19 protein-coding genes are annotated in these 12,590 nt (G+C 73.0%); 12 read left to right on the forward strand and 7 right to left on the reverse strand.

Features of this window, described 5'->3' with window-relative positions:
• The first annotated feature begins 382 nt into the window (after nt 1-382).
• Nucleotides 383-1,363: a 5,10-methylenetetrahydromethanopterin reductase gene (locus tag P2T37_RS04300; RefSeq protein ID WP_276235541.1), complete on the forward strand. Its 981-nt coding sequence runs from the start codon at nt 383-385 to the stop codon at nt 1,361-1,363.
• On the opposite strand, the gene P2T37_RS04305 is transcribed toward P2T37_RS04300, so the two are convergent.
• Complete coding sequence (locus P2T37_RS04305) at nt 1,360-1,584, reverse strand: DUF8024 family protein (RefSeq protein WP_276235542.1); 225 nt, start codon at nt 1,582-1,584, stop codon at nt 1,360-1,362. The genes P2T37_RS04300 and P2T37_RS04305 overlap by 4 nt on opposite strands.
• 76 nt (nt 1,585-1,660) lie before the next feature.
• On the opposite strand from P2T37_RS04305, the gene P2T37_RS04310 reads away from it, so the two are divergent.
• From P2T37_RS04310 to P2T37_RS04335, 6 genes are all read left to right on the forward strand, one after another.
• Nucleotides 1,661-1,933 carry a DUF7573 domain-containing protein gene (locus tag P2T37_RS04310; RefSeq protein WP_276235543.1) on the forward strand — a complete coding sequence of 91 codons (273 nt, stop codon included), beginning with the start codon at nt 1,661-1,663 and terminating at the stop codon, nt 1,931-1,933.
• A 143-nt stretch (nt 1,934-2,076) separates the two neighbouring features.
• Entirely contained in the window at nt 2,077-3,030 is a 954-nt protein-coding gene (locus P2T37_RS04315; protein ID WP_276235544.1) for an AAA family ATPase, read from the forward strand.
• Nucleotides 3,030-4,001 carry a DUF58 domain-containing protein gene (locus P2T37_RS04320; RefSeq protein ID WP_276235545.1) on the forward strand — a complete coding sequence of 324 codons (972 nt, stop codon included), beginning with the start codon at nt 3,030-3,032 and terminating at the stop codon, nt 3,999-4,001. The genes P2T37_RS04315 and P2T37_RS04320 overlap by 1 nt, the downstream gene beginning before the upstream one ends.
• Nucleotides 3,998-6,202 carry a transglutaminase TgpA family protein gene (locus P2T37_RS04325; protein ID WP_276235546.1) on the forward strand — a complete coding sequence of 735 codons (2,205 nt, stop codon included), beginning with the start codon at nt 3,998-4,000 and terminating at the stop codon, nt 6,200-6,202. Before P2T37_RS04320 ends, P2T37_RS04325 begins: the two co-directional genes overlap by 4 nt.
• Nucleotides 6,203-6,257: 55 nt before the next feature.
• The gene (yciH, locus tag P2T37_RS04330) at nt 6,258-6,551 is read left to right on the forward strand and encodes a stress response translation initiation inhibitor YciH (RefSeq protein WP_276235547.1); all 294 of its coding nucleotides are present in this window, start codon (nt 6,258-6,260) and stop codon (nt 6,549-6,551) included.
• Between the two features lie 85 nt (nt 6,552-6,636).
• Nucleotides 6,637-6,906: a hypothetical protein gene (locus P2T37_RS04335; RefSeq protein ID WP_276235548.1), complete on the forward strand. Its 270-nt coding sequence runs from the start codon at nt 6,637-6,639 to the stop codon at nt 6,904-6,906.
• On the opposite strand, the gene P2T37_RS04340 is transcribed toward P2T37_RS04335, so the two are convergent.
• Nucleotides 6,903-7,262 carry a rhodanese-like domain-containing protein gene (locus P2T37_RS04340; RefSeq protein ID WP_276235549.1) on the reverse strand — a complete coding sequence of 120 codons (360 nt, stop codon included), beginning with the start codon at nt 7,260-7,262 and terminating at the stop codon, nt 6,903-6,905. The two genes, P2T37_RS04335 and P2T37_RS04340, sit on opposite strands and share 4 nt — an antisense overlap.
• A 45-nt stretch (nt 7,263-7,307) precedes the next feature.
• Entirely contained in the window at nt 7,308-7,577 is a 270-nt protein-coding gene (locus tag P2T37_RS04345) for a thioredoxin family protein (RefSeq protein ID WP_276235550.1), read from the reverse strand.
• A 101-nt stretch (nt 7,578-7,678) separates the two neighbouring features.
• Between P2T37_RS04345 and P2T37_RS04350 the strand changes: the two genes are divergently transcribed.
• Genes P2T37_RS04350 through hisE form a run of 4 tightly spaced genes read left to right on the forward strand, consistent with a single transcriptional unit; the run spans nt 7,679 to nt 9,270 of the window.
• Nucleotides 7,679-7,840: a preprotein translocase subunit Sec61beta gene (locus P2T37_RS04350; RefSeq protein ID WP_276235551.1), complete on the forward strand. Its 162-nt coding sequence runs from the start codon at nt 7,679-7,681 to the stop codon at nt 7,838-7,840.
• A gap of 51 nt (nt 7,841-7,891) precedes the next feature.
• The gene (gene pdxT / locus P2T37_RS04355; protein ID WP_276235552.1) at nt 7,892-8,497 is read left to right on the forward strand and encodes a pyridoxal 5'-phosphate synthase glutaminase subunit PdxT; all 606 of its coding nucleotides are present in this window, start codon (nt 7,892-7,894) and stop codon (nt 8,495-8,497) included.
• Nucleotides 8,498-8,528: 31 nt separating this feature from the next.
• Nucleotides 8,529-8,978, forward strand: coding sequence for a bifunctional nuclease family protein (locus P2T37_RS04360; RefSeq protein WP_276235553.1), 450 nt, complete (start codon nt 8,529-8,531; stop codon nt 8,976-8,978).
• On the forward strand, nt 8,971-9,270 hold the full coding sequence (hisE, locus tag P2T37_RS04365) for a phosphoribosyl-ATP diphosphatase (protein ID WP_276235554.1): 300 nt from the start codon (nt 8,971-8,973) through the stop codon (nt 9,268-9,270). Before P2T37_RS04360 ends, hisE begins: the two co-directional genes overlap by 8 nt.
• 12 nt (nt 9,271-9,282) lie before the next feature.
• Here hisE and P2T37_RS04370 read toward each other — a convergent pair whose 3' ends face one another.
• A complete protein-coding gene (locus tag P2T37_RS04370; protein ID WP_276235555.1) occupies nt 9,283-9,609 on the reverse strand; it encodes an ASCH domain-containing protein in 327 nt (108 codons plus the stop codon).
• 113 nt (nt 9,610-9,722) lie between these two features.
• On the opposite strand from P2T37_RS04370, the gene P2T37_RS04375 reads away from it, so the two are divergent.
• Nucleotides 9,723-10,712 (forward strand): NOG1 family protein, encoded by a 990-nt coding sequence (locus tag P2T37_RS04375; RefSeq protein WP_276235556.1) that lies wholly within the window; start codon nt 9,723-9,725, stop codon nt 10,710-10,712.
• Here the strand turns inward: P2T37_RS04375 and P2T37_RS04380 are convergent.
• Genes P2T37_RS04380 through P2T37_RS04390 form a run of 3 tightly spaced genes read right to left on the reverse strand, consistent with a single transcriptional unit; the run spans nt 10,679 to nt 12,528 of the window.
• Nucleotides 10,679-11,176, reverse strand: coding sequence for an HPP family protein (locus tag P2T37_RS04380; RefSeq protein WP_276235557.1), 498 nt, complete (start codon nt 11,174-11,176; stop codon nt 10,679-10,681). The two genes, P2T37_RS04375 and P2T37_RS04380, sit on opposite strands and share 34 nt — an antisense overlap.
• Nucleotides 11,177-11,224: 48 nt before the next feature.
• Nucleotides 11,225-11,893: an NADPH-dependent F420 reductase gene (gene npdG / locus P2T37_RS04385; RefSeq protein ID WP_276235558.1), complete on the reverse strand. Its 669-nt coding sequence runs from the start codon at nt 11,891-11,893 to the stop codon at nt 11,225-11,227.
• A 56-nt stretch (nt 11,894-11,949) separates the two neighbouring features.
• Nucleotides 11,950-12,528 carry a DUF7504 family protein gene (locus P2T37_RS04390; protein ID WP_276235559.1) on the reverse strand — a complete coding sequence of 193 codons (579 nt, stop codon included), beginning with the start codon at nt 12,526-12,528 and terminating at the stop codon, nt 11,950-11,952.
• Nucleotides 12,529-12,590: the final 62 nt, after the last annotated feature.

Raw genomic sequence — 12,590 nt, forward strand, 5'->3', positions numbered from 1 at the left:
GGTGCTTGTCGATGCGCGCCGTCGCGCCGACTCACGGGTCGCTTCGCTCCCCGTTCGTGTCACGGCCCGGACTCCCTCCGGTCGCCCGCGCCGCGCCTTGCTCGCCCTTCGAGTCCACCAGGCGACCGCACCACAGCCTACCCTCCCCGAGTCGTCCGGCCTCGCTCCGCTCGGCACGGACGACAGCCACCGGCCTGCCGAACGGCCGAGACCGACCGCTCCGCCTCGGGGCTTTCGAGGTGTTCGCCCTTCCTCGCCAGTCGGGCGGAGCTTTCGAAGTGTTCACAGGGGCTCCGGAAGCACAGTAACGAACGTTCCACCACACCAGCCGTTGCCGTTACCGACAGCCCGAGGGAGAGGCCCACTCAAGGACGAACAACCAATGCTCGGTATCGAACTGACGCCCGAACACCCCGTGGCGCGCGTCGGCGAGCTGGGCGCGCGCGCCGAGGCGGCGGGCTTCGACACCGTGTTCTGCTCGTCGCACTACAACAACCGCGACCCGTTCGTGGCGCTCGACCGGGTGGCGACGGCCACCGAGGAAGTCCGCGTCGGGCCGGGCGTCGCCAACCCCTACGACACCCACCCCGTCGCGCTCGCGGGAAAGGTGGCGACGCTGGACGAGGCGTCGGGCGGGCGCGCCGTGTTCGGCATCGGACCGGGCGACCCCTCGACGCTCCGGAACCTCGGCGTCGAGCGCGAGCGCGGGCTCTCCGCGACGCTGCAGTGTTTCAAGGACGCGCAGGCGCTGTGGCGCGGCGAGCGCGTGACGCGCGACGGCGTCCACACCGCCGAGAGCGCGGGACTGAACTTCGAGCCGCCGCAGGGCGACGCGATTCCCGTCCTCGTCGGCGGCGAGGGACCGCACATGTGCCGGATGGCGGGCAAGCACGCCGACGGCCTGCTGTTCAACGGCTCGCACCCGGACGACCTCGCGTGGGCGCGCGACCGCGTCGAGGAGGGGAAATCGGAGCGACCCGACGAGCGCGGCGCGTTCACGCTCGCTGCGTACGCGTCGGTGTCGGTCGCCGAGGACGCCGAGGCCGCGCGTGAGGCCGCCCGGCCGCCGGTGGCGTTCATCGCGTCGGGCGCGGCACCGCCCGTGCTAGAGCGACACGGCATCGACGCGGAGCGCGCGGGCGACATCGGCGACGCCATCTCGGCGGGGGCGTTCGAGGAGGCGTTCGGGCTGGTGACGGAGCCGATGCTGGAGGCGTTCTGTATCGCGGGCACGCCCGCCGAGGTGCGGGAACGCGCCGGGAAGGTGCTCGACCACGCCGACGCGCTCGTCGCCGGGTCGCCGCTCGGGCCGGACCTCGACGCCGCCGTCGAGCTGGCGGGCGAGGCGTTCGCCGGGCTCTAGTCGTCGCGCTCGTCCGGCGGGCCGCCCGCCGGGAGCGCGCGCCCGATGCTCGCGACGATGCCGCCGACCGCGCCGACGCCGAAGACGACCGACGCCACGCCGACCGTGAGCGCGCCGAGCGCCAGGAGAACGGCCTGCTCGGGGCTCTGGACGGCGATGTCCGCGAACCGCCCGGGCATCTCCAGGATACTTTCGATGAGTCCGCCGCTCGCGCTTGCCATACTCGCTCCTTCGGCGCGGGCTACTTGCTACTTCCGGGTCCGGCACGCTCTTGCCGCGGGCCGCCGCCTCACGGGTATGACCGACGACCGCTCGCTCGACGACTTCCTCGGCGGGGACGACGCGGCGAGCGACACGGACGCGGCGGGGGCGGAAAGCCCCCCGACCGACGACGAGGCCGACCCGGAACCCGAGGACGGCACCGAGAACGGACACGACGACCCCGAACCGGCCCGCGCGACCGCCGCCTTCGACCCCGACGGCGCCGCCTGCGAGGCGTGCGGCGAGTCGGTGCCCCGGCGCTGGCGCGACGACGGGGCGTGGGTGTGTGCCGAGTGCAAGGCCTGGTAGCGGCGCGGTTCGCCATCCCTCGGGAGCGCTCTATACCCGCGGGAGTCAGCCTTACGTCGCCGCGGCCCCACGCGTGAGGTAATGACACGCCTGCTGCCGGGCGGGGAGCGCAGTCACGAGCCGATCGCGACCGCGGGGGACCGATGAGCGACGCCGAGAACACGGCGGCCGGCGAGGAGGCCGTCCGGGAGGCCGGGACGACGGCGCGCCGCGTCGTCGCCAACATCGGCGAGGTCATCGTCGGCAACGAGGAGACCATCGAGCACCTCGTCGTCGCGCTGCTCGGCCGCGGGCACGTCCTGCTGGAGGACGTGCCGGGCGTCGGCAAGACGATGCTCGCGCGCGCGCTCGCCACCTCCTTCGAGTGCGACTTCAAGCGCGTGCAGTTCACGCCCGACCTGCTCCCCTCCGACATCACCGGGGTCAACGTCTTCGACCAGGCGAGCCGGGAGTTCGAGTTCCGGCGCGGCCCGGTGTTCGCGAACGTCGTCCTCGCCGACGAGATAAACCGCGCGCCGCCGAAGACGCAGTCCGCCCTCCTCGAGGCGATGGAGGAGGAGACCGTGACCGTGGACGGGGACACCCGGCCCGTCCCGGACCCGTTCTTCGTCGTGGCGACGCAGAACAGCGTCGAGCGCGACCGCACCTACGAGCTCCCGGCCGCGGAGCTCGACCGCTTCGGCATGAAGCTCTCGCTCGGCTACCCGAACGAGGAGGAGGAGCGGGAGGTGCTCGGCCGCGTCGTCGGGAACCACCCCATCGAGGCGCTCGACCCCGTGGCGACGACCGCGGAACTGCGCGAGGCGCGCGCCGCCACCGCCGAGGTGACGGTGAGCGAGGCGGTCCGCGCGTACGTCACGCGGCTCGCACGCTACACCCGCGAGAACGCCCAGCTGGGCGTCTCGCCCCGAGGGTCGGTCGCGCTGTCGCGGGCCGCACAGGGCCGGGCCGTCCTGGAGGGCCGCGACTACGTCGTCCCCGACGACGTCCAGCAGGAGGCGGTGCCGGCGCTCGCCCACCGGGTCCGCGTGGGGCGCGGCGAGGGGAGCGCGCGCGAACTCGTCCGCGAGGCGCTCGACGCCGTCGCCGTGGAGTGATGCGCCCGACACGACGCGGCTGGGGCGCGGTCGCCGTCGTCGCGCTCGCCGTCGGCTTCGCCGCCCAGTCCGGCCCCCGGTCGCTCAACGCCGTCGCCGCCCCCGCGCTGCTGGCGCTCGCGTTCGGGTACGTCACCCTCCACCGGCGCGACGCGCCGACCGTCGAGCGGCGCAAGCCCGCGCCCGGCTTCCCGGGCGAGACGCGGGACGTGATCCTCCGGGTCGACGCCGCGGGGCGCGCGAGCGTGAGCGACGCCAGCGACGGCGGTGTCGCGCGCGTCGCCGACACCGCGAACGGCTACCGCGTCGAACTGACCGACCGCGGCGAGTGGACGCTCGGCCCCGCGACCGTCGCCGAGACGGACGCGTTCGGCCTCCTGCGCCGGCGGACGGTCGCGGGCGGCGAGACCGAGGCGCTCGTCTACCCGCCCGTCGAGCCGCTCGCGCCGAACCGCGCGTTCCGCGGGCTGGTCGAGCGGGCCGGGTCGCCCGACCGCGACGCGTTCGACGCGCTCCGCGAGTACGTCCCCGGGGACCCGCTCCGCGACGTCCACTGGAAGACCTCCGCGAAGCGGCCGCCCGGCGACCTCGTCGTCGCGGAGTTCGCCACGCAGGACGAGGGCGGCGTCACCGTCGTCGCGGAATCGACGCCCGGGCGGGCGGACGCGATGGCCGCCGCGGCCGCGAGCGTCGCCGTCCACCTGCTCGAAGCCGACCTCTCGGTCGCCGTGGTCGCGCCGAACGGCCGCGTCGAGCGCGGGCGCGGGGACGACCACCGCGACGAGACGCTCGAACTGCTCGCCCGCACCCACGCGGGCGACGTGAACACTGCCGTCGAGGCCGACGTGCGCGTCCGGGCCGACCGCGACGGCGTGACCGTCCGCACCGAGGGCCGCGAGTTCCCCTTCTCGGACCTGCTCGGCGACGCCGACCCGGTCGAGGACGCCCGCGCGGGGGTGGCGCTCGCGTGAGCACCGTCACGCGGCGGCTCCCGGCCGTGAACGTCGATACCGCCCGCGTGCTCGCGACCGCCTCGGTCGGCGTCACGATGGTGGCGTACCTGACCGTCCTCCGGTACATCGTCACCGTCGCGGGCGAGCCGCCGCTGTTCTACGGCGCGGTCGCGGCGTCGCTCGCGGCCGCGGCCCTGCTCGCGGCGCTCGTCCGCCCGCGGACGGCCGCGCTCGTGACCGCCGGCCTGCTCGCCGCGGGCACGTACTACTACGTCGTCACGCTGCCGCCGTCGTTCGACCTCGCCGAGGCGCTCGGGCCGATGGTCGCGGACGCGTGGTCGATGCTGTCGGGCCTCTCCATCCTGCGTATCATCAACGCCGGGACGTGGGCGCTCGCCATCACGCCCGCGCCGACGCTGTTCGCCGCCTACCTCGCCTTCCGCCGGCACTACCTCGCCGGGGCGGCCGTCGCGGGCGGGACCCTCGGCCTGTTCGTCCTGACGGGCAACGCCGACGCCGCGACGACGCTCATCGGCGCGGTCGGGGTCGCGGGCGCGGCCGGCTTCGGCGACCTCGCGGGCGGCACGACCGAGGTCGCGGTGGACGAGGGGCGCCGGGACGTGCTGTTCGGGCTCGGCGGCATCGTCGCCGTCGCGAGCGTCGTCGACGTGGTGCCGGAGGAACTCGTCGGCGAGGGCGGGGGCGGGTTCGGCGGGCTCGGCGGCGGCGGGACGACCGAGGCGAACCTCCTCGGCAGCGCCGACAGCGTCGAACTCGCCGGCTCCATCTCGCTGTCGCCGGACGTCCGCTTCGCCGTCGAGGCGGACGAGCCGGGCTACTGGCGCGTCGGCGGCTTCGACCGCTTCACCGGCGACGGCTGGGTCCGCACGGGACAGGCCCGGGCGTACGACGGCGACCGGCTGGCGACGCCGCCCGGCCCGGACCGCGCCGTCGAGCAGACGTACACGATGGAGGGCCGGATGGGCAACATGCCGGCGCTGTGGAAGCCGCGGAGCGTCGAGCGCAGCGACACCGGCGCGGACGTGCTCCCCGACGGGAGCCTCCGCCCGGTCCGCGCGTTCCGCGAGGACGAGTCGTACACCGTCGTCTCGCGCGTGCCGACGGCCGTTCCGACGGAGCTCCGGTCGGCCGGCACCGACTACCCCGAGGACGTGGTCGACCGCTACACCGCCCTCCCCGGGAACCTCCCGGACCGGGTCGAGGCGCGGACGAGCCGCATCACGGGCAACGCGACGAACCCCTACGACACCGCCCGCGTCGTCGAGCAGTGGCTCTCGAACAACCGCGGCTACTCGCTCGACGTCGACCGCCCATCGGGCAACGTCGCCGACGCGTTCCTCTTCGAGATGGAGGAGGGGTACTGCACCTACTTCGCGACGACGATGGCCGTGATGCTCCGCACGCAGGGGATTCCGGCGCGCTTCGCGGTCGGCTACACCGCGGGCGAGCGGGTCGCCGCGGACCGCTGGGTCGCCCGCGGGCTCAACGCCCACGCGTGGGTGGAGGTGTTCTTCCCCGAACAGGGGTGGATACGGTTCGACCCGACGCCCGCCGGCCCCCGCGTCGCGGCCGAGCAGGAGCGCATCGACGACGCCCGGTCGGAGGGCCTCGACTCCGTGGACACGAACGAGACGGGGCCGGGCGAGTGGACGCCGACGCCCGAGCCGGGCACCGACTCCGACCCGAACGAGATCACGGCCGTCTCGCCGAACTCGACGCCGAGCCTGCGCCAGCTCGCCGAGGGGGCCAACGAGACGGCCACCGTCCCCGGCGCGGACGGCTCCGGCGGGGGCGGGACGGCCGGCGGGGGCTTCGAGCTCCCGGAGATACCGCCGCGCGAACAGCTCGCGCTCGGGGCCGTCGTCGCGCTCGGCGCGGCCGCCGGCGCGCGCAAGTCCGGGCTGACCGGGCGGGCCTACCGGGCGTTCTGGCTCCGGTACCAGCCGCGCTCCGACCCCGCGGCGGACACGCGCGGCGCCTACGAGCGTATCGAGTACGTGCTCTCGCGACAGGGCCGCCCCCGCGCCGAGGGGGAGACCGTGCGCCAGTACGCCGAGGCCGTGGGCGACCGCCGGGCGCGCCGGGCCGCCCGGCTCTACGAGCAGGCCGTGTACGGCGGCGGTGTCTCGGAGGCCGAGGCCGACGAGGCCGTCTCGCTCGCCGATTCGGTCGTCTCGAACCGCGGCGGCCCCGCCTGAGGCGGTGGCCCCTCCCGACAGTGTTTAATACGGCGACTCTGTAGCTTTCGGCGTAATGTCGGAAGTCTGCTCGACGTGCGGATTGCCCCAGGAACTCTGCGTCTGCGAGGACGTCGCCAAGGAGTCCCAGGAGATCAGCATCCGCATCGACGAGCGCCGATACGGGAAGGAGGTAACGGTCATCGAGGGGTTCGACCCGAAGGACGTGGACATGGACTCGCTGTCCTCGGACCTCAAGTCGAAGTTCGCCTGCGGCGGCACCGTCGAGGACGGCGCCATCGAGCTCCAGGGGAACCACACGGGTCGCGTGGAGGACTTCCTCCGCGACAAGGGCTTCAACGTCGCCTGACCTTTTCTCCCCCTCCCGTTCTCGCGACGCCCCGGAGCCGCGCGGCCGCCGAAAAGGTGATACCGCGCGCGCCGGAGCGACGACCATGGTCCCCGATACGAGTCGCGACGCCGACCGCGGCGACCCCGACGACCTCGACCGCGTCGTCAGGCGAGCCGTTCGCGAGGCGCTGTGGGACGTGTTCGGCACCGTCGCGTACACGCTGTTCCTCGTCCTGCTCGGCGCGGTCGGCGTCGGGTTCGTCGCGGCGGCGACGGGTGCGGCGAACGGGCTCGGAATCGCGTTCGCGGCGCTCGGCGGCGTGCTTCTCCTCGCGTCGGGCGTCGGCCTCTACCGCACGGCGACCGGCCGTTAGAACGGGGCGTCCGGCCCCTCGTCGGTCGGGGCGGCCTCGCTCTCCCACGCGTGGTCCCCCGCTCGCCACCCCTCGATACCCTCGGCGAGCGACTCGACGCGCCCCGTCGAGCCCTGATACGAGCCGACCAGCCGCGCGGCCTGCACCGAGGCCTGGCCGTGGGGACACACCGTCACGATTCGCTCCGCGCCGGTGAGCTCCTCGACCCGCTGGGGGAGCTCCGCGAAGGGGATGTTGACGCTGTCGGGGATGTGGCCGCGGGCGAACGCCGCGGGCGACCGGATGTCCACGACCCGCACGTCCGCGTTCGCGTCGATGAGGTCGGCCAGCTCGGCGGCCGATATCTCGCCGTCCATGGCCGTTCCAGTGGAGCCGCGGGATTAAGTCGTCCGGTAGAAGGGTTACGCGCCGGCCTCCTCCAGCGCGGCCTCGATGTCGTCGCGCTGGGTGACGCCCACGAACCGCTCGACGATGCCGTCGTCGTTCTCGATGATGAGCGTCGGGAGCGAGCGAACCTGGTACTCGTTGGCCACGTCCTGCTCCTCGTCGACGTTCACCTTCACGAGGTCGAAGCGGTCGCCGTACTCCTCCTTCAGCTCGTCCAGGATGGGGTCCTGGGTCTTACACGGCCCACACCAGTCGGCGTGGAAGTCCTTCAGACTGACACTCATACCGACCGCGGGTAGTCGAGCCGCGCGGTAAAACCTTTCCCACGTCTCGGGGTGCGCCCGCGTGCCGGAAGGCTTACGGTCGCCAGCCCGGAACTGCGGGTATGAGCAGTGGACAGAACTCCGGCGGGCTGATGTCCTCCGCCGGGCTGGTCCGGTACTTCGACAGCGAGGACCGCAACGCCCCGACCATCGACCCCCGCACCGTCGTCGCGTTCGGCCTCCTGTTCGGCGCGTTCGTGATGGTGCTCAACGCCGTCGCGTAGTCGCGAACGACCGTCCGTCGTCCTTTTCGCCGTCCGTCCCGTATCCCGGATATGACAGTCACAGCCGGCGTCGTCGCCGTCCAGGGCGACGTCTCCGAACACGCCGACGCCGTCCGGCGCGCCGCCGAGCGGTACGGCGCCGCCGTCGAGGTGGTCGAGATACGCGACGGCGGCCTCGTCCCCGACTGCGACGTGTTGCTCCTGCCCGGCGGGGAGTCGACGACCATCTCCGCGCTGCTCGCGGAGGAGGGCATCGACGACGAGATACGCGACCACGTCGCCGCGGGCAAGCCCGTCCTCGCCACCTGTGCCGGCCTCATCGTCGCCGCGACGGACGCGAAGGACGACCGCGTGGCGACGCTCGACGTGCTCGACGTCACCGTCGACAGGAACGCCTTCGGGCGGCAGGCCGACTCCTTCGAGGCCCCCCTCGACGTCGAGGGGCTGGACGAGCCGTTCCCGGCCGTGTTCATCCGCGCGCCGGTCATCGACGAGGTGGGCGGGGGCGTCGAGGTGCTCGCCGAGTGGGACGGCCGCCCCGTCGCCGTGAAGCAGGGCCCCGTCGTCGCGCTCGCGTTCCACCCCGAACTCACCGACGACCCGCGGATACACGAACTCGCCTTCTTCCGGCAGGCCGCGGCCGACGCGGAGGCGTAACCGCCTTCCCTGCCGGCCCCGTCGCTCGGCCATGGACGCCTTCATCGACGGCGTGAAAGTGGCGAACACGCCATCCGGCACCGTCCCCGTGGTGCTCGTGGGCGTCGAGGACGACGACGACCTGCTCCCGGTGTTCGTCGGCTTCGACGAGGCGATGGCCATCCGCCGCGGGCTGGACGCCGAGGACATCGGCCGGCCGCTCACCCACGACCTGCTGCTCGACGTGATGGAGGAACTCGGCGGCCGCGTCGAGCGCGTCGAGATAACGGAGCTCCGCGAGGGGACCTACATCGCGGACCTGCACCTCGACACCCCCCGCGAGGCGACGGTCGTGGACGCCCGGCCCTCCGACGCGCTGGCGCTCGCGGCCCGGACGAACGCCCCCATCTCGGTCGCGCGCGAGGTGTACGAGGCCGGCAAGGAGCTCCCCGACGAGTTCGAGGAACTGTACGACATCCGGGAGGTCGTGACCGATGAGTGAGGAGTCCGAGGACGTGCTCGCGGAGCTGTTCGCGGTCGTGGAGTCGCGCAAGGCCGACCTCCCCGACGACTCCTACACGACGACGCTGTTCACCCACGAGAAGGGCGAGAACTACGTGCTGGAGAAGCTCGGCGAGGAGGCGACCGAGACGATTCTCGCCGCGAAGGACGGGAACCGCGAGGAACTGGCCGCCGAGAGCGCCGACCTCGTCTACCACCTGCTCGTGCTGCTGTCGATGAAGGACATGGACCTCGACGACCTGCTCGCGGAACTCGCCGAGCGGCGCGGGTAGGTCGGGGCCGACCTAGGCGGACACCCGCTCGAACCGGTACGTCAGCACGTCGGCGTCGTCGTCCCACTCGAAGCCGCCGGGGTGGGCGCGCTTCATCCGGGCCTTGTACGCGTCGAGCGAGGGCGACCCCTCGCGCTCGGCGTCGCCGTCGGTCATGTCCCCGAGCTTCCGCTCCTCCACCTCCGTCACCTCGAAGGTGTCGCCGTCGAGCGCGAACGTGTCGCCGGCCTCGGCGTAGCGGTTCGAGGCGCCGCGTGTCAGCTGCGTGACGCGGCCCTCGGCCACGGCCTCCGTCACGCGGTCGTTCGGCAACAGGTCGTCGGGAGCTATCTCCGTCATGGCGGGTCGTTCGGCCGGACGGAACAAAAACCTCTCCGACCGTGAAACGCCGACACACGGCGGCTCACGACCGGACGGACGGGCTTTTACGCCTCGGCGGACAAGCCGGGGTAATGACTATCTTCGAGTCGCTCCCCACGACCCCCCGGTCGGAGGAGCTCGTCGACAAGGCGTTCTCGCGGGCCGCCCGCGCGGGCCGCGCCAAGCAGGGCGTGGAGGCCCAGGAGTCGATGCTGCAGACCGCCGGCAACATCCTCTCGGACAACCTCGGCAACGTCGTCACCTCGTGGCCCGACTTCGACGAGGTGGACCCCTTCTACCGCGAGCTCGCGGACGCCATCGTGCGCCGCGAGGACCTGAACGTGGACACGCTCCGCCAGCACCTCAACGAGGTGATGTGGGCCTCCCGCCAGGTCGAGTCCATCAAGAAGGAGTACCACGGCCGGATACGCAACGCAGACCCCGACACCGCCCGGAAGCTCCGCAAGCAGGCGTTCGCGCGCTACGCCGACATCACCGAGTCCGTCGCCGACGACCTGCTCGCCATCGCGGACGCCCGCGAGGAGCTGAAGACGCTGCCCGACATCCGCGCCGACGAACCGACCATCGTCGTCGCGGGCTACCCGAACGTCGGGAAGTCCTCGTTCGTGAACCGCGTCACGCGCGCCTCGAACGAGGTGGCGACGTACCCGTTCACGACCAAGCAGCTGCGCGTCGGCCACTTCGAGCGCGAGCGCATCCGCTACCAGCTCGTGGACACCCCGGGCGTGCTCGACCGCCCCGCCGAGGAGCGCAACGCCATCGAATCGCAGGCCGTCTCGGCGCTGACGCACCTCGCGGACGCCGTCCTCTTCCTCCTCGACGCGAGCGGCGACTGCGGCTACCCGCTCGACTCCCAGCTCGAACTCCGCGACGAGGTGGTCGAGCTGTTCGGCGACCGCGACGTGCCCGTCATCACCGTCTGCAACAAGGCCGACCGCTCGCGGGACGTCGAGGCCGACCGCTACATGAGCGTCGAGACGGGCGAGGGCGTCGACGAGGCGCTCGACGCGGCCGTCGAGGCCGTCGGCTACGAGCTCGAACTCCCGTTCGACGACTCCTGACGCGGGAGCAGGGCGTCGACGGTCACGAGCGCGAGGACGGCGACGACGACGATGCCGGCCTCGACGGGCGTCGCGAGCAGGCCGAGCGCGACGATGAGCGTCGTCGCACACGCCGGGGCGTGCCGGAGGTCGGTCGCCAGCATCCCGGCGGTCGTGAGCGCGACGGCGGCGAGCGACGAGAGCGCCAGCCCCGCGCCGGCGGCCGACAGCGGCGCGAGCGACTCGGTGAGGACCGCGCCGCCCGCGAGCGCGTGGTAGGCGAGGAAGCCGGCCGCGACGCCGATAGCGTGGCCCCCGAGCACGCGCCGGGGCGTGTTCGTCGCCGCGTCGGGGTTCACGGCGAGCGCGTACGCCGAGGGGCCGAGGCTCGGGAAGACGAACGGCCGGCCCGTGGCCCACGCGACGGCCGCGAGCCCGGAGAGAAGGGCGACGACGCGCGCCGTCGCGGGAAGCGTCCGTGACACGGATAGGGGCAGAAGGGAGGAGAAGGAAAGCGCCGCGGTTTCCCGGGGCTACTGGAACTTCACGCCGAGGTCGTGGAGGCCGTCGTTCTCGCTCGCGAGGTTTATCAGGAGCGGCGTGAGCGACTCCACCTCGGCGGCGTTGGCGAGGCCGCCGGCGTCGAGCGGGCGCAGCCCCTCGATGTCCTCGGTCAGACGGACGACCGTCTCCTTGGCGTCCTCGTCGTCGCCGAAGACGGGCGTGTCCCAGTCGAGGTCAGTTTCGAGGTCGGCCAGCCGCCCGGCCGCGAGGTTGTGGTACGCGCCGACCACCGGGACGCCCTCGGGGGCGGCCTCGGCCGCCAGCGCCGCGACGGAGCCGCCCGGCGGGGGGTTGTAGTGGAAGCCGTCGTCGTCGCGCTTCATTCCGACCGCGGGCGTGACGAGGACGGTGTTCTCGTCCAAGCCGTCCGCGACGGCCTCGACCGTGTCCGTGAGGTGGTAGGCGGGGACGGCGAGGACGACCACGTCGGCGCGGTCCGCGGCCATCCCGTTGGCGAAGCCGGTGACCTTCCGCTCGCGGCCGAGCGAGGCGAGTTCCGTCTCGTACTCCTCGGCCTTCTCCCGCGCGCGTTCCGGGTCGCGCGAGCCGAGGACGACCTCGTGGTCCGAGTCGTGGGCCCACCGGAGCGCGAGCCCCTGTCCGATGTCGCCGGTGCCGCCGAGCAACGCGATTCGCATACTCGTGGGTCGGTCGGGGCCGCCATGAGGGTTGCGCGACCGGAGGGGCTTGCCGCTCAGCGCCGGGCGACCCGCCAGCCGTCGTCGTACTCGGCGACGGCGTCGAACGGCGAGCGGAGCGTCGAGACGACCTTGTCGTCCTGCGTCGCCGGGTCGAGGTGGAAGTGCGCCCGCGCGCCCGCCCCGGCGAGCCGCGTCGAGATGATGTGGAGGAACCGGTAGACGTTCTGCGGCTCCTCGTACTGGAGCAGCGCCGTGAGCGAGTCGAAACACAGCACCACCTCGTCGGCCCCGTGCCACCGTTCGAGGTACTTGCTGACGACCATCCCGACGCCGGTGAGGTCACCGGGTGTCGAGATACCCTCCACCGCGAGCGGCCACGGGTAGTCGTCGGCGTCGATGCCCGCGGGGTTCGTCGTGACGAGAACGAGGCCGGCCGGGTCGGCCCCGGTCGCGGCGTAGCGGTCGAGCCACGTCGACGGCGTCGGCGAGAAGTTCACCGCGATGACGTAGGTGCCGGAGGCGGCCGGGAGCAGGTCGCGGCAGGCCGCGTCCACGTCGTCGTTTACCGACGGGCCGAGTAACAGGACGTTGCGCGCGTCCGCGACCTCCGTGACCGGCGTACCCCCGCTCATGGTCCGTCTATCCCCGTCGCCGGGCATATACCCTTGGACCCCGGCGACGGGCTTTTGCCCCC

Origin of the sequence: Halosegnis marinus (assembly GCF_029338355.1) — an archaeon.
GTDB lineage: Archaea > Halobacteriota > Halobacteria > Halobacteriales > Haloarculaceae > Halosegnis > Halosegnis marinus.